Origin of the sequence: Sorangium sp. So ce204 (assembly GCF_051526795.1) — a bacterium.
Lineage (GTDB): Bacteria > Myxococcota_A > Polyangia > Polyangiales > Polyangiaceae > Sorangium > Sorangium cellulosum_B.
Map to the genome: position 1 here is coordinate 944,144 of NZ_CP150317.1, position 19,472 is coordinate 963,615.

The window sequence follows — 19,472 nt, forward strand, 5'->3', positions numbered from 1 at the left end:
CGGCACCCTCGATGTCATCGACCTCTTGTCCCGTCTCGTCTCGCTGCGCCCCGTCAGAGGACCTTCGCCTCGTTCTTGAGGCGCGAGACGAGCTCGCTGACGTCCTTCACCTTGATGCCCGCCTTGCGCGCGGGGGGCGGCTGGAACGCGGTGTACTGGACCTTGAGCGCCTGGTCCGCGGCGAGGTCGGCGAGCTTCACCTCGGCGAGGGGCTTCTTCTTGGCGGCCATGATCGCGGGCAGCGCCGCGAAGCGGACGCCGTCGTTGTACTTGAACGCGGGCGCGGTCTTCTGGGAGTAGACGCTGGTCGGCGCGACGATGCGCAGGTCGACGGTGACGACGGCCGGCAGGCGCACGCGGAGGGTGGAGACGCCGCCGTCGACCTCGCGGCCGACGAGGAGCGCGCCCTTCTCTTCCTTGATGGTCGCGGCGAACGTGGCGAGCGGCCAGTCGAGCAGCTCGGCGAGGATCTGGCCGACCTGGTTGGAGTCGCCGTCGACGGCCTGCTTGCCCATCAGCACGACGTCGGGCTTCTCGCGCTCGACGAGCGTCTTGAGCGCGCGGGCCACGAGGTCGCCGTCGAGCTTGTCGTCGGTGACGTCGACCCGGATGGCCTTGTCGGCGCCGGTGGCGAGCGCGGCGCGGAGGGTCTGCTCGGTCTCCTTCGGTCCGAAGGTGACGACGACGACCTCGCCCGCCCGCGTCTTCGGCGCCTTGCCGTCCTCGGTCAGGCGGAGCGCCGCTTCGAGCGCGTACTCATCGAACGGGTTCGGCTTCCACTCGAGCCCGGTCGTCTCGATTTTGTCCCCGGAAGCGGGGATCTTCACCTTGTTCGCGTTATCCGGATCGGCGACGCGCTTGAGCGGAACGAGGATCTTCACGGCTCGGTGGCTCCTGTTGCTGTGTGGTAACGCAGAGCGTAGTCCGCCTCGGCAAGGACGCGCCACGCCTGCGACAGCCGGGCCGGCGGACCCATGCGTGGACCCGGCGCGCGCGGCTGAAACAGCACGCCCGAGGCGGAGGGAGCCGGTCATGGCAGCGCCGACGTGGTGCGTCAAGCAGACGCGACGGCCTATTCGAAGGGCGCGAGCCATTGTGAGGGGTCTCGCGGAGCGCGGGGAGACAGAGGTGCTCCGTTGTGAGGAGGTGGCGGAGGGGGGTGGTGGCGGACGCGATCCGTTGAGAGGGGGGCGGCGGAGGGGGTTGGTGATGGACGCGATCCGTTGAGAGGGGGGATGGCGGAGGGGGTTGGTGACGGATCGAGTGAGCCCGGAGGGCCCGGCGGAAGGGTGGTTAACGGATCGAGTGAGCCCGGAGGGCCCGGCTGAGGGGGGTTGGTGACGGATCGAGTGAGCCCGGAGGGCCCGGCGGAGGGGGGTGGTTGACGGATCGAGTGAGCCCGGAGGGCCCGGCGGAGGGGGGGTTGACGGATCGAGTGAGCCCGGAGGGCCCGGCGGAGGGGGGGTTGACGGATCGAGTGAGCCCGGAGGGCCCGGCGGAGGGGGGGTTGACGGATCGAGTGAGCCCGGAGGGCCCGGCGGAGGGGCGGCCCCGTCAATCCACGCCGGTCGCGGGGGCTCCCTCGTCGATCGCTGGCTCGCCGGCGTCGGGCGGCGCGCCGCCTTCCTCGTCGGTCTCCTCCTTGCCGCCCGCGCGCCGGCGCTCGGCCTTGGCCGTCTCCCGCTGGAGCGGCGCGAGCAGCCGGCGCGCCGTCTCCTCATCGGCCCCCTCGAGCTCCAGCATCTGGAGGACGCTGCGCACCACCTTGATCCAGCGGTTGCGCGCCCGGAGCTGCCCGCCGGGCGACTCGGCCGCTCCCGGCCGGTCCTCCGCCGAAAGGTGGATCCGCTGCGCGTCGAGCTTGCCGAGCTCGTCGCCCGCGGCGAACCACGCCTGCACCGCCTTGAGCAGGTTGCCCCCCGGCGTCGGCAGCGCCCTGAGCGCCGCCTTGGACTCCGGCGTCAGCCGGTCGCGCGCGAGCTTCACCTCGCCCGCCTCATCGCTGTAGCTCGCCCCGATGAACCTGAGCCCATCCGCGAAGAGCTGATCGCGGATCTCGAGGTAGATCGCCGCGTCCTCGGGATCGTCGGCCAGATCGGCGAAGCCGGTGAGCACCGCATGGGCGCCGCGGGCCTTGCGATCATGGATCTGATCGGTCGCGACCAGCTTCTGCTGGATCTCCGAGATCTGGTCGTCCGCCTTCTTCTGCCGCCGGTGCGACTTCAAGACGCCTTCGTGTGCCTCCTCGATATCGTCGATGAGCGGGGCGCACCGCTTCAGCGACACGATGCGCGGCCTTTCGCGCTCCGGGTCGAGCCATGCGCCTGTGATCTGGACCATTTGACGAGGAGAGAGGTCTTTGAGGGCCATGGTGCCTCCTTGGTTGTCCTCCGGCGACGCGCCGGGGAATGCACCATTCGTCAAGCTCTCAGTCCGGATGGGCATTGTAAAGGCTCTTGTGCTCGGCGCGAGATTTCGAGTCGGCCCGCGGCGCGCCCGGGAGGGGCGCCGCGGCGCCATTACCGCTCAATTACAGCTGATTCGCGGCTCGAGAGGGGCTTGAGGGGGAGGACGGTGTTATCGCCTGTAATTGCCTTTTGCGCCGGAAGCTCGGGTGGTCCGGCGCGGAGATCCCTTCAGGTCCCCTCGCTCGGCGGCGGCTCCTCGACGTGGCTCGTCTGCAGATCGCCCCGAAGGCGTTTCCGCAGCTGTTCGTCCATGCGGGTCGCGTACTTCTCGTGGACGCCGAGCGCCGCGGCGACCTGGGCCCACGAGAGCTCCTGCCAGTACCGCAGCTCGATGAGGCGCGCCTCCCGTTCGTCGAGGCCGCGGAGCGCCGCGGCGAGCGCCTCGAAGGCGCGCGTGCGCGCGAGCGCGTCTTCCGGGGGCGCCCTGAGCCGCTCGCCCGTGTCCCCGACGAAGCGGGTGAAGGCGAGCGTCCGGCAATGGGCCATGAGCTGGCCCGACGCGTCGTCGTCGTCGTCGCTGAACGGATCGCTTGTGTCGCGCATCGACTCGGCCGCGTCGAGCGCGGCGGCGGCGCCGGCGCGACGGATCGGCGCGTCGCGGGTCAGCTGCCGCATCACGGCGCCGGCGACCCGCTTCCAGGCATAGATGCCGAGGGGGACGCCGCGCGTTTCATCGAAGCCGAGCCCGGCTTCCAGGAGCGCCTGGTAGGCCGTCTGCTCGCAGTCCTCGATGCCCTGGCGCGTCCGCACGCCGTAGATCCGCGCGGTCGCCCTGGCGACGCGGCGAGCGAGGGGGAGCGCCGCCATGATGCGCTCCCGCGGAGGGTGAGGTGAAGGAGGAGGACGCCGGTCCCTGATCAATGCCGCCCGCCGGAGGTCCCGTCGTCGGGCGCCGCCGCCTCCTCGCTCGCGCCCTCGCCCTCGCGGGCCATCGCGCCGCTCCCGGCCGGGACGTAGCCCTTCGCCCGCAAGCGAGCGTGGAGCGGCGCCGCCGCCGGGTGGGTCGTGATGAAGACCGTGAGGTACCTGCGGTAATCCTCGAGCTCCTCGGGGGAGAGCACCCCGAGGTACGGGCCGAGCGCGTCGGCGAGACAGGCCTCCACGATGGGATCGGCGTCGCCGGGCGGCTCCAGGTCGTCGTGCTGGTCGGAAGCGTCGTGCGTCATGGGGACCTCGCGCAAGGGGGCCCGCGTGCGTGCGGCGCCCGTTCCTTCTCCTAAATCACTGCCGGGTGGCCGGTTCAGACAAGGAAAGCGACACGCCGGGATCGATTTGTCGCGCCCCGCCCCCGGAGGCGCGCCGTCGCCGGGCGCGGGCGGGTGCCGGGGCAAGGGGAGGGGCAAGGGGAGGGGCAAGGGGAGGGGCGGAGCGTGCGCCGGAGCGCCGGGCGGCGCCGCTGCCGTGGTCGTGGCCGTGGCCGCGAGGGCTGGTAACAGCTTGAATTAACGTAGTTTTCAGGAATCGGCATCGCCGGTGCATTTTCTTTGTCTGAAGCGGCGCCCTGGTCGTGATTTCCATCTCAGGAGACCTCGCTGGTGGAACGCGGCACCTCAGACGGCTCAGGGCGCTCGGGCGGTGCCTGGGATGTGCTGGAAGGCACACCTTACCGGGCGGTCCGGGTGCTCGGGCGCGGGGGCATGGGGGAGGTCGTCGAGGCGGAGCACCGCGCGCTCCGGAAGCGGGTCGTCGTGAAGCTCGTCCGCCGCGCGCTGGCGCACGATCCGCGGTTCACGGACCGGCTGCAGGTGGAGGCGCGGGCGCTGGCGGCGGTGTCGTCGCCGCACGTGGTGTCGGTCCTCGATCTGGGACAGACGCCGTCGGGGCGTCCGTATTTCGTGATGGAGCGGCTCGAAGGGCGGACCCTGGCGGAGGAGCTCCAGCGGCGCGGTCCGCTGCCGGTGGCCGAGGCGATCGAGCTGGTGCGGCAGGTGCTGGCGGGGCTCGCGGCGGCGCACCGGGTGGGGCTCGTGCACCGCGACGTGAAGCTCGACAACGTGTTCCTGTGCGCGCCGGGGGCGGCGGCGCCGGGCGACGCCCGGGTCGCGAAGGTGCTCGACTTCGGCGTCGCGAAGGTGCTCGATGGTGCCCTGGCCGGCGCGGCGCCGGGGGCGCCGCCTGCGGTGGACGGGCCGGCGTATCCGACCGACGCCGGACTGCTGGTGGGGACGCCACGGACGGCCTCGCCGGAGCAGGCGCGGTGCCAGCCTGTGGATGCGCGGGCGGATGTGTATGCGGTGGGGCTGCTGATGTATACGCTGGTCGTGGGGCACGGTCCGTTCGCCCATGTCGAGGACGCGCTGGCGCTGCTGCGCGCGCACGTGGTGGAGACGCCGGCGCCGCCGTCGCGGTACGCGGCGCAGCGGCTCCCGGCGGCGCTGGACCGTGCGGTGCTGAAGGCGCTGGCGAAGCGGCCGGAGGAGCGGTTCCAGAGCGCCGAGGCGTTCGCGGCGGAGCTGGGGCGGATCGGGGCGGAGCTCGCGGAGGAGGACGGGAGCGGGAGAGCGGCGCGGACGGTGGAGGCGGAGGCGGGGTGGGGGCCGCAGAGCAGGGCGTGGTTCGAGGCGAGGCCGGAGGGTACGAGCGGGGCGGGCGCGGGGGTGGCGGGCGTGGCGGTGGAGGCGGGGACGGCGCCGGTGGACGCGCGGCTGTTCGCGGGGCTGACGCTTGCGAGCACGGTGGTGTTCTCGGCGATCGCGGCGCTGGTACTGCGCGGGATGGGGGTGTGGTGATGGCGCGGGAGGCGCTGAAGGCCGGGGACGTGTTCCTTGACTACCGGATCACGGAGGTGATCGACGCGGGTGGGATGGGAGAGGTGTACAAGGCAGTGGAGGACTACTCGGAAGATGTCGTGGCGATCAAGTGCATGCTGCCACGGCACCTGAAGAGAGAGGACTTCGCGAGGCGGTTCCGGCAGGAGTGCAAGTTCTATCCGAAGCTGAAGCACCCGAATATCGTGAGGATGAAGAAGGCCGGGGTGTCGCCGGATCACGTGGCGTACATCGTGATGGATTACCTCGAGGGCAGGACGCTGAGGAAGCTCTTGAACAAGGCGTACCGTCTCGATTTCCTGAGCGCGATGCACGTGATGCTGCAGGTGGCGGACGCGATGACGTTCGTGCACTCGAAGGGGATATGGCACCGCGACCTGAAGCCCGAGAACATCATGGTGGGGACGAAGGCGGACGCGAAAGGGCACGTGTGGCTGCTCGACTTCGGGATAGCGAAGTTCGCGGACGGCGGGATGAACACCGATGATCTGCCGGACGTGGGGACGGTGAGGTACATCTCGCCGGAGCAGGTGAAGATGCTGTACACGAGCTCGAGGAAGGCCGAGCGCGTGGAGCGGGCGAGGCCGGATGGGCGTACGGACATCTACGCGTTCGGCGCGATCTTTTATGAGGTGCTGACGGGGAAGCACCTGTTCCTGGACGACAGCGAGCCGGCGACGGCGGAGGAGACGCTGACAGGGCACCTTGTTGCGGCGCCGGAGCCAGTGCACGAGATCGTGCCGGATTGCCCGGAGTTCGTGTGGCCGGTGGTGGCGCGGTGCATCGCGATCGACCGTGAGGAGCGGTATCCGAGGTTCGACGACGTGGCGCGGGACCTGCGGGGGCTCTTGAGAGAGACGGTGCCGGCGGGGCACGTGCTGGCGCAGCGGCTGGCGCGGGAGCGGATGGAGGCGGAGCGTCAGGCGGCGTTCGCGGGGGTGGCGCTGGAGGACAGCGCGCCGGTGGAGGAGGAGAGGGGCGCGGCGGGCGAGGAGGAGACGGAGGAGGCGCGCGGGAAGAGCGTGGAGGGCGGGATGGGGCGAGGGAGCGCGGCGGCGGGAGAGGAGAAGGAGAGGGGAGAGAGGCGAGGGAGGCGGGTGGTGCACGGGGAGACGGCGCCGCTGGAGCAGTTCGTGGCGCCGGCGAGCGCGCTGCCGTTCGCGCCTGCGTCGCGCGTGCCGCGGGGGCGGGGGGTGGGGCATACGGAGCCGTTGCCGGCGCTGAAGCCGCTGGAGTCGACGGCGAAGCTCGGGGGGACGTGGGCGGAGCGGATGGCGCAGCGGACGGGGCCGCCGCCGCTGCCGCAGGCGGGAGCGCAGGGGTACGGGGTGCCGCCGCAAAGGCCAGCGGAGGTGAGGGCGGAGAGCTACGCGGTGCCGCCGCCGAGGGCGGCGGAGGTGAGGGCGGAGAGCTACGCGGTGCCGCCGCCGAGGGCGGCGATGGAGCCGCAGTACGCAGCGCCGTCGCAGCCGTCGTGGAGAGAGACGCACCGAGCGGCGGTGCCGTCGCGGCCGGAGGTCGAGCCGCCGTACGTGACGCCGCAGTACGTAGCGCCGCCGCCGTTGCCGGTGACGGGGCCGCAGGCGGTGGCGTCGTCGCCGTATCCGGTGATGGTGCAGCAGCCAGCGGCGGCGTCGCCGCCGTATCCTGCGATGGCGCAGCAGCCAGTGGCGGTGGTGCCGTCGCATCCGGCGATGGCGCAGCAGCCAGCGGCGGCGTCGTCGCCGTATCCTGCGATGGCGCAACAGCCAGCGGCGGTGGTGCCGTCGCGGCCGGAAGTAGGGGCACCGTACGTGAAGCCGCCGGCGGCGCTGATGGAGATGCAGCGAGCGGCATCGGCGCCGCAGCCGGCCGCGGCGCGGCCAGTGGCGCCGAGCTCGGTGACGGCGCCGAGCGCGGGACCGGTGGAGGCATTGAGGAAAGAGACGCCGACGCCGACGACGCCGGCGGCGCTGCTGACGCAGCCGCGGCGGGCGCCGAAAGCGTACGTGCTGGCACCGCTGGTGGCGCTGGCGCTGACGCTGGGGGGCGTGGGGGTGGTGCTGGGGCTGCGCTCGGCGCGCGACGCCGGGCCGGCGGCGGTGACGGGAGAGCCGGCGGCAACGGCGGCGCCGGCGGAGAGCGCGACGGCGAGCGCGGCGCCACCGGCCGAGACGGTGCCGGTGGCGGCGCCGCCGGCCGAGGCGGTGCCGGAGGCGCCCGCGCCGGAGGCGGCGGCGAGCACGGCCGAGGCGGCAGCGGAAGCCGGAGCAGCCGAGAAGGGGGCGGCAGCGGAGGCCGAGGCCCCTTCTTCCAAGGTGCAAGCGGAGGCGGCGAAGGAGCCGCCGCCGGCGAAGGCAGAGGCGGAGCCGGCGAAGACAGAGCCGGCGAAAGCTGCGGCGGTGAAGGCAGCGCCGGCCGCGGCGGAGGACGACGAGGAGTTCTACCCGATGCCGAAGCGTCAGAAGCCGTCGTTTCTGAGGGTGATCGAGGAGCGGAAGAAGGCGGCGCCCGCGAAGCCGGCGGCGCCTGCGAAGCAACAGGGCGCGAAGCCGGCCGGGCCGTGCGCCACGGCGGGGTGCAGGCCGTTCTAGTGTGTGGTCGCTGAGGAGAGAGGTCTTCGATGGGCAGCAACAAGGACAGCGACGACATCCGGCAGTACCTGCCGGACCTCGAGAGCATCCGGCGCGAGGCGGATCCTGAGGTGGCGGAGCGGAAGCTGCGGCAGGCGCAGAACAACCCGGAGCTGGACCGCGCGCTGACGGAGATGCAGCAGCAGAAGGCGACGGGACAGCCGCTGTTCCAGTTCCCGGTGGTGCCTGCGCTGGCCAAGGGGCACCCCGCGGTGCCGCCGCCGTTGCCGGTGCAGGCGGCGCCGCCGCCGTATCCGGCGCAAGCGGGACCGCCGCCGTTTCCGGGGACGGCGCAGCAGCCGGCAGGACCGCAGGTGACGACGGCGCATCAGCAGGGCGCGGCGGCGCAGCACGGGGTGGCGCCGGTGCAGCACGGCGCGGCGGTGGCGCAACACGGTGTGACGATGACGCAGCGAGTGCCCGTGCATCCGCAGGGCGCGCCGGTGCATCCGCAGGGCGTGACGATGACGCAGCGAGTGCCGGTGCATCCGCAGGGCGCGCCGGTGCATCCGCAGGGCGTGACGATGACGCAGCGAGTGCCGGTGTTCGGGGGCGCGGCGGCGCCGCAGGGCGCGCCGGTGCAGCAGCCGGGAGCGATGGCGCCGAGCCAGTGGGCGGATCGAGCGCTGCCGCCGATCGACAAGGCGCTGCTGCCGTCGTCGTTGCTACCGGTGACGCCGCCGCCGGTCGCGGTGCCGAAGGCGCCGGTCGCCACGGAGCCGGCGGGAAAGCGCCGTCAGTGGATGCCGACGTGGCTGATAGTGGTGCTGGCGGTGATCGCGGTGAGCAGCCCGTTCTTGCTGTCGACGATCTTGAAGCGAGCTGCGCCCCCGAAAGAGCAGGAGCCCGCGCTGCCGCCGAGCGGTGCGCCAGTGCAGAGCGCGACGGCGCCGCCGGAGGCCTCGGAGCTGCTGGCGCCAGTGGTGCCGGGACCGGAGGAGGCGGTCGAGCCAAGCCTCGACGACACCGCGACGGCGAGCCAACCGCCAGCGCCGCCAGCGCCGCCAGCGCCGGTGTCGCCTGTGCCCGCGCGGCCGACGCGTGCAGCGCCGCCCGTTCCGCAGGCACCGGTCGCGCCTGCGCCCACGGAGCGGCCACAAGACGAACGATGGATGGAGTGAGACCGCGTGGAGCCATGATGATGAACTGCCGATCGCTTGCTGTAGTGCTGACCGTTGCGACCTTGATGGCCGACCCTGACAGCGCTGCCGCGCAGCCGGCGGCGCCGCCCGTCGCGCCAGGGACGGCGCCTGCCAGCCCCGTCGACGCGGCGAAGCGCGCCGAGGCGCTCGTCGACAAAGCGAAGTCGCTCTATCTGGAGCGCAAGTACCAAGAGGCCGAGGAGGCGCTGCTGGCGGCGTGGGAGCTGAACCCGACGTTCGACGTGGCATACAACCTCGGAAATACGGAGTACCAGCTGAAGAAGCACAAGGAAGCAGCGAAGTACCTGTCGTTCGCGCTGAGACACTGGCCGCTGCTGAAGGGTGTGGCGAAGCTGAAGCCGAACGCGGAGAAGTGGCTGGCGGAGTCGCGGGCGCAGGTGGGTGCGCTCACGGTGTCGGTCACCGTAGCGGGAGCGGAAGTGCTGGTGGATGGCAAGAACGTGGGCCGGGCACCGCTGGAAGGCGAGGTGTTCGTCGACCCCGGCGAGCACCGGGTGGAGGCGACGCATCTGGACTACGCGCCGGCAAGCCAGACGGTGGGTGTGGCGAAGGGAGGGACGGCGGAGGTGAAGCTGGCGATAACGCCAGTGAAGGCCGCACCGCAGGCGTCGGCGGGCGTGAAGACGGATGGGGGGACGAACGGGTCGTTCGTAGGGGCCGGTGCGCCGGTGATGGGGCAGCCGCCGGCGGGGCCGGTGGAGCCGCCGCCGCCGAAGAAGAACTGGGTGCCGGTGATAGCGCTGGGCGCGGCGAGCGCGGTGGGGCTGGGTGTGGGGATCGGGATGACGGTGGCGTCCAGTAACGCGCGGAGCGACGCGGATGCGCAGCGCGCTGCGATCCTGTCGCAGGGGCCTGGGTGCGTTCACGCGCCGAGCGATGTTGCGAGTGCGTGCAGCACGTTCGACGAGAGAGCGGGGCGAGCTGAAACGTTCGGTACCGGAGCCGTCGTGGCCTATGCGGCGTCCGGTGCGCTGGCCGCAGGTGCGTTGGTCTATGCGCTGTGGCCCCGCTCATCTGCATCGAGCAGCGCGGTGGGTGTGCTGCCGACGGCTTGGGTAGCGCAAGGAGTGCGAGGTCTGGGAGTCGTTGGTGTGTGGTGAGCAGCGGCGGGAAGGAAAGGATGCGAACGTGAAAAGACTTAGTGGCATCACGGCTGGCACCCTCTGCGCGGTGCTTGCGGCCGTCGGGTGCGACGCGCTGTCGATCGGCCTGACCAGCGACCCTGACTACATGCTGAAGGGCCCACAACACGACTGGCTCCAAGCAGCGGGCGGCGGACAGCCGAACCCCGGATGCGAGGCGGACCCGGCGCGGAACGCGAGCACGGTGACGGACGAGTGCGCGGTGTTCGCGAGCGCGGCGGCGGAAGCGGGGGGAGATGGGACGAAGGCGAATCCGTACGCATCGCTCGGAGAGGCGGTGGCGAACGCGAACGGCAAGCGGGTGCTTGCGTGCGCGAGCAAGCCGTTCGCTGAGAGCGTGACGATCGAGGCTGAGGTCGAGGTGATCGGGGGGTTCGACTGCGACGCGGGGTGGACGTGGAGCGAAGAGACGCGTAGCGCCATCGAGGGACCGGCGGGCGCGGTGGCGCTCACGATGACGGAAGGCGCGAGCGGGGCGACGGTGAGGAGCTTCGCGATCCGTGCGGCGAGCGCGACGGAGCCGGGCGGGTCGTCGATCGGCGTGGTGGTGGCGGACGTCGAGGCGGAACTCGCGCAGGTGGATGTGACGGCGGGCGATGGGATGGCCGGAGAGAATGGCACGACGCCGACGAAGGCGTCGCAGGCGGGAGCCAGTGCGCCAGACACGGAGCAGACCCGGCCGTCGAATGCGTGCGAGTTGCCGGCGGCCGTGAGAGGCGGCGACGCCGGCGTGACGATGTGCGAGGACGGCGAGACGCATGGCGGAGCCGGTGGACTCGGCGGGATTCCTGGCATGAGCGACGGCAATGGAGATAAAGGTGCCGATGGCGTGCCGTTGCTGGAGCCGAACCCGGACGCGTCGGGCATTGGTGGCGCTGGGCAAGCCGACGCCAACTGCCGGCGCGGAGAAGATGGCTTGCCCGGCGCTGGCGGCGAAGTCGGCGAGGCTAGGAGCGACACGCAGCTGACGCTGGCCGGTATTGTTGGGGGCGATGGCCGTGAAGGCGGAATTGGCAAGCGAGGTCAAGGGGGAGGAGGCGGCGGTGGCGCAAAGGCCGGCCTGTTCTGCCCGGCGGGCGCGAACACCGTGGAGGGCCCCGGCGCGAGTGGCGGCGGGGGTGGCGCTGGAGGCTGTGGCGGTATGGGAGGCAACGGCGGGCAGGCCGGCGGGTCGAGCATCGGGATCGTTAGCCTCGGGACGAAGCTTGTGCTGAAGGAGGTGAGCATCGCGGTGGGAAAGGGGGGCAAAGGGGGTAACGGAGCCGGGGGTCGGGATGGTGCGCCCGGAGGCAGCGGTGCGGCGGGTGGCGCTGCTTCACCCCTTGGTGGATCTCTCGGCTGCCGAGGCGGAGATGGCGGTCAAGGAGGCAAGGGCGGCCCCGGGGCAGGCGGCCGAGGCGGCCACGCGGTGGGCATCGCCTATGCGGCGGCGCCGGGCGCTGCGGTAACGCTGGTGAACTTCATTGAGGGCACAGCGGGCGAAGGCGGAGGCATGGCGCCAGGTGGGAATGCCGGCGAGGTAGGCGTGCGCGGAGAATGCTGGGACTTCACGGGCAAGGCGAGCTGCGGCCAGTGAAGTGATGCGGCGTGGTGAGAATGAGTGGGAATTCTTCGTGGCTGAGCGCAATGCGGAGGAGCGACGGACGAGCGCGTTGCTCCGCGAGCAGCTGAGCTGAAGGAGCGAACAAGAAATGGTTGGACGCACCCCGCGCCGGGGTGATAGGGACTCTTTTGTCGCGGAGACGCGGCACGGTGGGCTCCCCGGCGCTGACAACTTCACCACCACCGAGTGGACTGCCCAAGGCGCGGGCGGAGGGACCGTTGATCTGCTGACTTCTTCTGCGTCGGGCCGCGAGAGCGGATGTTATCCGACGGTCGCTGAAGGGAGCCCGGCAGCAGATCGCTTTTGCGCGGTAAGAGAGTTTCGAGGCGCGACCGCAGGGGTATGGGCGCGCCGCCCCGCTGGACCCCGAACCGCCGTTGCAGGCGAGACCCCTCCCGTCCCGCGCGCAGCGCGGGACGGGGGAGGGGCGGACCGCGCGCAGGCGCGTAGCGCCGAGCACGGGCCGGGGGTGGGCAGCTATCTTCTCGCGGTAGTTCTGTGCTGCGCGCCAGCGCGTGTGGGGTGGTGCGAAGAGCGCGGCTCATCGACTGCGATGGCGTCGATGAGGTACGTGGAGGCGGAGGCTGAGCTGCAGTCTGCGTGGGAGCTGAACCCGACGTTCGACGTGGCGTACAACCTCGGGAACACGAAGTACCAGCTGAAGAAGCACCGTGAGGCAGCGAAGTATCTGTCGTTCGCGCTGAGGAACTGGCCGCTGGTGAAGACGGTGGCGAAGCTGAAACCGACAGCGGAGCAGCGATTCGCGGAGTCGCGAGCGCAGGTGGGTGCGGTGACGGTGACCGTCAGCATGGCCGGAGCGGAGGTGCTGGTGGACGGCAAGGGCGTGGGGCGGGCGCCGCTGGAGGGTGAGGTGTTCGTGGACCCGGGCGAGCACCGTGTGGAAGCGAGGCATCTGGACTACGAGCCGGCGAGCCAGACGGTGGGTGTGGCGAAGGGCGCGACGGCGGAGGTGAAGCTGTCGATGGCGATGGTGAACGCCGCGCCGCAGGCGTCGGCGGGCGTGAAGATGGAGGGGGACGGGAGCGCGGCGGGGCCGACGGGTGGTGGACCGGTGGTGGGACAGCCGCCGGCGCCGGTGGAGCCGCCACCGCCGCTGCCGGGGAAGAGCTGGGTGCCGGCGATCGCGCTGGGCGCGGCGAGCGTGGTGGGGCTCGGCGTGGGGATCGGGACGACGGTGGCGTCGAACAACGCGAACTCGGAGGCTCGCGCGCAGAAGGACCAGATCTTTGTCGCGGGCGGAGGTTGCCTCGCGTCGCCGTCGTTCGCAGAGAGATGCGCGGAGCTCCATCGCTCGGGTGAGCGCGCAGGTCTGCTGGGGGATGTCGCGTTGGGCAGCTACATCGCGTCGGGCGTCCTCGCCGTTGCCGCCGTTACCTACGCCGTGTGGCCAGTGACGAGCGGTGAGAAGTCGAGAGCGCTGCTCGTACTGCCCGCGCCGCGGGTTGATGGCCTTGGCGTTGTGATGGTGAGCACGTGGTGAGTCGAGCCGGAGAACGAACGATGAGAACGCTTGGGCGAACCCTGCTTGGATCGGCCGTCGCTGTTGTGTTGATTGCAAGTGGTTGCGATGGGCTTTGGTACCACATCGAGAACGACTGCGAGCTCATGCTCACGTGCGAGAAATACCGGGGCAGGGGCAGCGAAGTCGTCCCTGCCGGATGCGTGCCGAGCGAGATCGACGGCGCCGTGGACGAGACGTGCGGCGTCTTCGTGGCTTCGACAGGCAACGACGAGAACTTAGGTACCCGGGCCGAGCCGGTCGCGACGCTCGCCGAGGGGGTGCGGCGCGCCGCCGGGAATGGGACGGGGGTCTATGCGTGCGCCGAGACGTTCGAGGAAGCGATCGAGCTGCCTGCGGGCGTGAAGTTCTTCGGTGGCCTCGACTGCGCGAACGGCTGGGTCTGGATCGGCAAGACAGCGAAGACGGTCGTGGCGCCCGGGGAAGAGGGGGAAGAGCGAATCGCGCTGAAGGTGACGCGGGGCGAAGACGCAGTGAGGGTCGAGGATGTGTTGGTGCGCGCGGCAGATGCGGAGGCGCCGGGCGCGTCGTCGATTGCGGTACTGGTAGATGGTGCTGAGGCGGAGCTGGTGCGGTGCGAGCTGGTCGCAGGCAAGGGAGCGGCTGGCACAAAGGGAGAGGATGCGGATCCCGAGGCACCGGAGCAGGCGTTGCCTGGAAATGCCGGCACGAACGCGTGCAGTGATCTGGATACATCGGGAGCACCCGATTCCACGCTAGCTGGCGGGGAGCAGGTCGAAAACGCATGTGGTGGTGCGTTGACCATCGGTGGCGAAGGTGGCGATGGGAAGGTGAACAACGGCGATTCTGGGCAGGTAGGCCAGAGCGGAACCTTTGGAGCGGCAGGTGTCGGCGAACCGCCGGAAGGGGCTTGGAGTTGCAGCGGGCCTGAACCCAATGGCCGAGGCGACGATGGTTCGAACGGTTCCGAGGGCAAAGCCGGCGACGCCGCGAGCGGCCTCGGCACGCTGAGCTCGTCGGGCTACGCGGGCGTGAGCGGCGGACCCGGCAAAGCGGGTACGCCCGGGCAAGGTGGGGGCGGAGGTGGCGGTGCGAAGGGCGGCGCGGCGATCTGCTCGGGGGCCATGCCGGGAGCTGGAGCGAGCGGAGGCAGCGGCGGACCCGGTGGCTGCGGCGGGCTACCCGGCCAAGGCGGCGGAGCGGGAGGAGCGAGCATCGCACTGGCGAGCGTGGACGGGAAGGTGACGCTGAAGGACTGCGTGTTGAAGGCGGGCGAAGGAGGCAAGGGAGGCGCCGGCGGTGACCTTCAGCCTGGTGGGCTTGGCGGTCTCGGCGGCGTTGGCGGCACCGGCGTGGGCGGCTCGAAGGCTGCGTGCGATGGCGGGAAGGGAGGCCAGGGAGGCAACGGCGGTCCAGGAGGAGGAGGCCTCGGCGGGCCGTCGCTCGCGATCGCATACCGAGGCGAGGCGGTGAAGCAGGAAGGGCAGACGATGCTGCAACCGGGCACGCCCGGCGCTGGAGGACCCGGCGGAAGCAGCAACGTGTCCGAGAACGCTGGCGCGGCAGGCACGGCGGCGGCGGAGCAGGAGTTTCCGTGAGCGAGCGGTGAGGTAGCGGGCGGCGTCGTTGATGGCGCCGCTCGCGTCGCCGCGAAGCGTGGAAGGAGGGCTGGCGATCGCGAGAAGCGCGATCGAAGGGGAGAGGTGTGCCCCGCAGGTGAGGTGCCCGGCGGCGAGCAGAGTCTGGTGGGCCGCTACTACCGGCGAGCGGGGGAGAAAGTGAGGAGACCGTACGATTTAGTGACAATCCCTCATGGCTGGGCGTAACTACTTGAAAAGCCGTCGATTTCCGAAGAAAGCCCTTGGCGAGCGCTTCCGTTGCCGGCAGAATGGGCGCCGCGCGAGCCCAAGGAGCGCCCTGCCGATGCGCCGGAAGTCCAGCGGAAACGATGTCCCTCCCTCCGGAAGACGCCGCAGCCCCAGCCCGAGCGGGATGGGGGAGTGGGAGCGGATGTGGGTGCGCAGGCTGGGCCTCGAAGATGTGGAGTGGGACCCTGAGCTGCACTGCGAGCACTGCATCGCGAAGCGAGCGGCCTGGGAAGCGGTGATGGAGGAGCTTGCATCCCGGTCGGGGAGCCGACCGACGCTGCGGCTGAGCCCTGGGCGGGAGAAGATTCCACCGAGGGCGGGTAGGCGAAGCAGGCGGAGCAAGGGCCGCTGTAGGCGGCTGTTGCTGAAGATGCTGCGACTGGCGCGTCTCGTGCGCGAGGATTCTTGAGCGCTTGAGCGAAAGGTCCCGTCGCGAGCTCTCAGCTTGAGCGAGCAGCCGCTGACGGCCTGAGCACGCCGAGGGCGCACGGCGGCGGCGCGGTGCGTTGGGCGACAGAGTAGAAACCGGCGCACCGCGAGCGTGGTGCGCCCTGACTCGGCTCGTCCTTGCGACGAGCGTGCGAGGTGGACGATGGTGTGTCCAATGCTCGCCATCGAGGCGGGGGCGGATGCCCCCGTGTCGAGGCGTCGTGCGAGCAACGAGGAGCGTTCTGGTGAGCTACCCTGTCTGGGGCTGTTCCTGGTCACGGGTGGATTTGGCAGAGAGGTTGCCTCCCGTACTGCTGTTGAGTTGGTGCACGCATGCTTGGAGGGTAGTGTGGAAGGAGCGGGTGCTGGCGAGATGACTGCACCGCAGTGTCGGGACGAAGTGCGGCTCATGATGAGTCCTCGTCGAACATGTCATTTCCGCCCCGAGGGCGATCGTCCGGAGCCGGGCCGGAGCGGCGCGCCGGTGAGCTTCGCGGGTGTGCTGCTGGCGCCGGGTGCGGTGTACATCGCTTACGTCGGCGAGATGCGCATCTATCGATTCCGTGGCGGCAGGTTGGAGGAGCGAACGCGTGGTTTCGTGCCGCTGGACGGTGGCGTGTCGGATGGAACCGTCTCGCCGGATGCGCTGGCCATGCTGGTACAACATGCAAAGGCGGCGCCGCGCGCGCTGGTGCCAGTTTTCAGTCTCATGGGGCCACCTGACGGCGTTTTTTTCAGGGTCATGGGGCCACCCCAAATCCAGGAGGATGGGGCCACCCGCGCGGGGGCGTGACCCAGTTTTTTTCAGGGTCATGGGGCCAGCTTCCGAGGTTTTTTGCAGCCTCATGGGGCCAGCTCGGGACGCCGAGGTCGGGATCTGAGACGGGCTCCTTCCGATGACGGCGCGGGTCGCCGTCGGAAGGAGGCCGATGCCCTACCGAGAGCTGATCATGGTTGACATCAAGGAAATGCTCCGCCGTCGTGCGGCGGGGCAGAGCGCGCGTCATGTGGCGCGCGCGACAGGGTTCGATCGCAAGACGGTCGGCAGGTACTTCGAGGCTGCAACGACGTTGCCACTGCCGTGTGACCGCGAGCCGACGGACGAGGAGATCCACGCGATCGCCCAGCGCGTGCAGGCGCGCCCCGTGCCCGACACGAGCGAGGAGTGGAAAGAGATCGGCACGCATCGCGCACGTATCGAGGCCTGGCTCGCCCAGCCCCGGCCGCTGAAGCTGACGAAGATCCACGTGCTGCTCAAGCGCGATCACGGCGTCAGCGCGAGCTACGGCACGCTCCGGCGCTTCGCCATGGAGGAGCTCGCGTGGCGCAAGAAGACGCCGACGGTTCGCGTCGCGGACACCGAGCCCGGCGAGATCGCGCAGGTCGACTTCGGCCTGATGGGAAGACTGTTCGACCCAGCAACGCAGCGGGTTCGCAATCTGTGGGTGCTCGTGGTGACGCTCGCGTACAGCCGCTACCAGTTCGTGTGGCCGTCGTTCGAGCAGACCACCACGGCGGTGTGCGCGGGCCTGGACACGGCGTGGAAGTTTTTCGGTGCGATGGCACGAGTGATCCTGCCGGACAACATGAAGGCCATCGTGCTGCGCGCCGACGAGCTCGCCGTCGTGCTCGTGCCGGCCTTCCTCGACTACACACAGACGCGCGGGCTGTTCGTCGATGCCGCACGCGTCAGGTCGCCCAAAGACAAGGCGCGCGTCGAGAACCAGGTCGCCTACGTGCGCGAGAGCTGGTTCGACGGCGAGTCGTTCGCCAGCCTCGACGAGGCCCGCGCATCCGCGGAGCTGTGGTGTCGCGATGTCGCCGGCGCGCGCATCCACGGCACGACACGCGAGGTGCCGCGCGAGGTGTTCGAGTCACGCGAGAAGGGCGCCATGAGGCCGGCGCCGGAAGCGCCGTTCGACGTGCCGCACTGGACTGACGCGAAGGTGCACCCCGACCATCATGTGCAGGTCCTCCGGTCGCTCTACAGCGTGCCCACGCGCTACGTCGGCAGCACGGTGCGCGTCCGCGCCGACCGCGCGTCGGTGAGAATCTACGCGGGTACCGAGCTCGTGAAGCTGCACGCGCGGGTCGCTCCGGGCAAGCGCTCCACCGACCCGAGCGACTACCCCACGGGCAAGGCCGTCGCGGCGGTGCGCGACGTGGCCTCGCTCGTCGCGAGCGCGAGAAAGTGCGGGGCGCACGTCGGCATCTACGCCGAGCGGCTGCTCGACGTGCCGCTGCCCTGGACGCGCATGCGGCTCGTCTATGCGTTGCTGCGGCTGTGCAAGAAGTTCGGTGATGGGCGCGTCGAGGCGATCTGCCAGAGCGCGCTCGCCTTCGACGTCGTCGACGTGCAGCGCGTGACGCGCATGCTCGAGACGGCGAAGCCGGCCGCGTCACCGTCGACCGAGGACCGCAAGGTCGTTGCGCTCCCCACGCCGCGGTTCGCGCGCAGCACGGAGCACTTCGCGACACGTACGACGGCGGCTGCCGTGACGAAGGAGGAGGTGCGATGAGCGCCAACGACGTCGACCCTGCGCTCGTCACGGCGCTCAAGCGGCTGCGTCTCGGCCGCATCGCAGCGACGTTGCGTGAGCGCCTCCTGCTCGCCGAGAAGCAGTCGATGGGGCACGAGGAGATGTTGCTCATGCTGCTGACTGACGAGATCGCGCGCCGCGAGGCGAGCGCGACGGACAGCCGCGTGCGCGACGCCGGGCTCGACCCAAGCATGCGCCTGGAGCTCTGGGACAAGACCGCGAAGGTGAGCTTCGATAGGCGCTTGCTCGGTGGGTTCACGAGCCTGCTCTTCCTCGAAGAGCACAAGCACATCGTCATCCTCGGCTCCGTCGGCGTGGGCAAGACCTTCCTCGCCAACGCGCTCGGACACCTCGCGTGTCAGCACGGCTACAGCGTGCGCTTCCTGCGCGCCGACGCGATGCTGCGCAGGCTGCGCCAGAGCAGGCTCGACAACTCACGCGACGCCGAGATGATCGCGCTCACGACCGTCGACCTGCTCATCCTGGACGACTTCGCGCTCGAGGCGATGAACAAGGAAGAGAGCCGTGACGTCTACCAGCTCTTCCTCGAACGCACGGGCCGCGGGTCGATGATCGTCACGAGCAATCGCGACACGGCCGAGTGGCTCGGGATGTTCGACGACGTGTTGCTCGCGCAGAGCGCCGTCGATCGGTTCAAGAACGCGGCGTTCGACTTCATCATCGAGGGCGAGTCGTACAGGCCACGGCTCAAGCCGAAGCTCGACGAGAGCAGCACGGCCGCGCCGCGGCCCGCGCGCGGCAAGCCGCCCACCCATCCACGCACCAAGCGTCGATGACCGCTGCGGTCCCGGCGAGGACGTCGCCCCCGGGGCCGCGCCGCCTCTGACCCCCTCGCTCCCCGCGGCGCGCCTGGCCCGCCCTCGTCGAGGTAACCGCCGGTGCCGCGGGGGCCGGGGGACCTGTTCGTGAGCGTCGTGGCCCCTGCTCTCCGCCAGAGCCTACCAGGGGGCCTGGGTGGCCCCATGACCCTGCAAAAAAGAGAGACGTCGCCGGTCGCTTCGCTCCCGGCTCCGGGGACCTCGACACGCTTCGCGGTCTCGGGCATCGTCGAGGCCGATCACGTCGTCTCCCCCTGGCCCCATGACACTGAAACGGGGTGGCCCCATGACCCTGAAACGTGGCACGCTGGGTTGCGAGGCGGCGGTGGAGATGAAAACCCAGGTCGAGAACACGGAGCCGGGTGACGTTTTCCTCGTGTGCTCGGGCGGCCTCTGGAGTGCTGTGGCCGAGCGCCGCATCACCGCCATTCTCGCGGCGCACCGTGATCTGCGTCTGACGGCGAGTCTGCTGATGGACTGCGCTCATGAGAACGGCGAGCAGGTGACGTGCCTTCTCGCGCGCGTCGGCGACATGTGAC

At 70.6% G+C, this 19,472-nt stretch carries 15 protein-coding genes; 11 read left to right on the plus strand and 4 right to left on the minus strand.

Features of this window, described 5'->3' with window-relative positions:
• Nucleotides 1–53 precede the first annotated feature (53 nt).
• The 4 genes from WMF22_RS03495 to WMF22_RS03510 form a co-directional block, all read right to left on the minus strand.
• Nucleotides 54–881, minus strand: a complete 828-nt coding sequence (locus tag WMF22_RS03495; RefSeq protein WP_437297707.1) for an electron transfer flavoprotein subunit beta/FixA family protein — start codon at nucleotides 879–881, stop codon at nucleotides 54–56.
• Between the two features lie 673 nt (nucleotides 882–1,554).
• Nucleotides 1,555–2,370 carry a hypothetical protein gene (locus WMF22_RS03500; RefSeq protein WP_438034836.1) on the minus strand — a complete coding sequence of 272 codons (816 nt, stop codon included), beginning with the start codon at nucleotides 2,368–2,370 and terminating at the stop codon, nucleotides 1,555–1,557.
• A 266-nt stretch (nucleotides 2,371–2,636) separates the two neighbouring features.
• Nucleotides 2,637–3,275 carry a sigma-70 family RNA polymerase sigma factor gene (locus WMF22_RS03505; RefSeq protein WP_438034837.1) on the minus strand — a complete coding sequence of 213 codons (639 nt, stop codon included), beginning with the start codon at nucleotides 3,273–3,275 and terminating at the stop codon, nucleotides 2,637–2,639.
• Between the two features lie 50 nt (nucleotides 3,276–3,325).
• Entirely contained in the window at nucleotides 3,326–3,634 is a 309-nt protein-coding gene (locus tag WMF22_RS03510; protein ID WP_437297710.1) for a hypothetical protein, read from the minus strand.
• Between the two features lie 369 nt (nucleotides 3,635–4,003).
• Between WMF22_RS03510 and WMF22_RS03515 the strand changes: the two genes are divergently transcribed.
• The 11 genes from WMF22_RS03515 to WMF22_RS03565 all read left to right on the plus strand — a co-directional run bounded on the left by WMF22_RS03515 (nucleotide 4,004) and on the right by WMF22_RS03565 (nucleotide 19,471).
• A complete protein-coding gene (locus tag WMF22_RS03515; protein WP_438034838.1) occupies nucleotides 4,004–5,197 on the plus strand; it encodes a serine/threonine-protein kinase in 1,194 nt (397 codons plus the stop codon).
• Nucleotides 5,197–7,809, plus strand: a complete 2,613-nt coding sequence (locus tag WMF22_RS03520; protein ID WP_438037231.1) for a protein kinase domain-containing protein — start codon at nucleotides 5,197–5,199, stop codon at nucleotides 7,807–7,809. The genes WMF22_RS03515 and WMF22_RS03520 overlap by 1 nt, the downstream gene beginning before the upstream one ends.
• Nucleotides 7,810–7,838: 29 nt before the next feature.
• Nucleotides 7,839–8,969, plus strand: a complete 1,131-nt coding sequence (locus WMF22_RS03525; protein ID WP_438034839.1) for a hypothetical protein — start codon at nucleotides 7,839–7,841, stop codon at nucleotides 8,967–8,969.
• Between the two features lie 14 nt (nucleotides 8,970–8,983).
• Nucleotides 8,984–10,111, plus strand: a complete 1,128-nt coding sequence (locus tag WMF22_RS03530) for a PEGA domain-containing protein (RefSeq protein WP_438034840.1) — start codon at nucleotides 8,984–8,986, stop codon at nucleotides 10,109–10,111.
• A 28-nt stretch (nucleotides 10,112–10,139) separates the two neighbouring features.
• Nucleotides 10,140–11,729 (plus strand): hypothetical protein, encoded by a 1,590-nt coding sequence (locus tag WMF22_RS03535; RefSeq protein ID WP_438034841.1) that lies wholly within the window; start codon nucleotides 10,140–10,142, stop codon nucleotides 11,727–11,729.
• A gap of 496 nt (nucleotides 11,730–12,225) precedes the next feature.
• A complete protein-coding gene (locus WMF22_RS03540) occupies nucleotides 12,226–13,257 on the plus strand; it encodes a PEGA domain-containing protein (RefSeq protein ID WP_438034842.1) in 1,032 nt (343 codons plus the stop codon).
• A gap of 20 nt (nucleotides 13,258–13,277) precedes the next feature.
• On the plus strand, nucleotides 13,278–14,855 hold the full coding sequence (locus tag WMF22_RS03545) for a PGRS family protein (protein WP_438034843.1): 1,578 nt from the start codon (nucleotides 13,278–13,280) through the stop codon (nucleotides 14,853–14,855).
• A gap of 1,072 nt (nucleotides 14,856–15,927) precedes the next feature.
• Nucleotides 15,928–16,347, plus strand: coding sequence for a hypothetical protein (locus WMF22_RS03550; protein WP_438034844.1), 420 nt, complete (start codon nucleotides 15,928–15,930; stop codon nucleotides 16,345–16,347).
• Nucleotides 16,348–16,483: 136 nt separating this feature from the next.
• Nucleotides 16,484–18,073, plus strand: coding sequence for an IS21 family transposase (gene istA, locus WMF22_RS03555; protein ID WP_438034845.1), 1,590 nt, complete (start codon nucleotides 16,484–16,486; stop codon nucleotides 18,071–18,073).
• The gene (locus tag WMF22_RS03560) at nucleotides 18,070–18,891 is read left to right on the plus strand and encodes an ATP-binding protein (RefSeq protein ID WP_437297344.1); all 822 of its coding nucleotides are present in this window, start codon (nucleotides 18,070–18,072) and stop codon (nucleotides 18,889–18,891) included. The genes istA and WMF22_RS03560 overlap by 4 nt, the downstream gene beginning before the upstream one ends.
• 328 nt (nucleotides 18,892–19,219) lie before the next feature.
• The gene (locus WMF22_RS03565) at nucleotides 19,220–19,471 is read left to right on the plus strand and encodes a hypothetical protein (RefSeq protein WP_438034846.1); all 252 of its coding nucleotides are present in this window, start codon (nucleotides 19,220–19,222) and stop codon (nucleotides 19,469–19,471) included.
• Nucleotide 19,472: the final 1 nt, after the last annotated feature.

Excerpts from the sequence above, each read along its gene's own strand:
- WMF22_RS03500 (WP_438034836.1), bottom strand. The coding sequence starts at position 2,370 with ATGGCCCTCAAAGACCTCTCTCCTCGTCAAATGGTCCAGATCACAGGC.
- WMF22_RS03505 (WP_438034837.1), bottom strand. The coding sequence starts at position 3,275 with ATGGCGGCGCTCCCCCTCGCTCGCCGCGTCGCCAGGGCGACCGCGCGG.
- WMF22_RS03510 (WP_437297710.1), bottom strand. The coding sequence starts at position 3,634 with ATGACGCACGACGCTTCCGACCAGCACGACGACCTGGAGCCGCCCGGC.
- WMF22_RS03520 (WP_438037231.1), top strand. The coding sequence starts at position 5,197 with ATGGCGCGGGAGGCGCTGAAGGCCGGGGACGTGTTCCTTGACTACCGG.
- WMF22_RS03525 (WP_438034839.1), top strand. The coding sequence starts at position 7,839 with ATGGGCAGCAACAAGGACAGCGACGACATCCGGCAGTACCTGCCGGAC.
- WMF22_RS03530 (WP_438034840.1), top strand. The coding sequence starts at position 8,984 with ATGATGATGAACTGCCGATCGCTTGCTGTAGTGCTGACCGTTGCGACC.
- WMF22_RS03545 (WP_438034843.1), top strand. The coding sequence starts at position 13,278 with ATGAGAACGCTTGGGCGAACCCTGCTTGGATCGGCCGTCGCTGTTGTG.
- WMF22_RS03550 (WP_438034844.1), top strand. The coding sequence starts at position 15,928 with ATGACTGCACCGCAGTGTCGGGACGAAGTGCGGCTCATGATGAGTCCT.
- istA (WP_438034845.1), top strand. The coding sequence starts at position 16,484 with ATGCCCTACCGAGAGCTGATCATGGTTGACATCAAGGAAATGCTCCGC.
- WMF22_RS03560 (WP_437297344.1), top strand. The coding sequence starts at position 18,070 with ATGAGCGCCAACGACGTCGACCCTGCGCTCGTCACGGCGCTCAAGCGG.
- WMF22_RS03565 (WP_438034846.1), top strand. The coding sequence starts at position 19,220 with ATGACCCTGAAACGTGGCACGCTGGGTTGCGAGGCGGCGGTGGAGATG.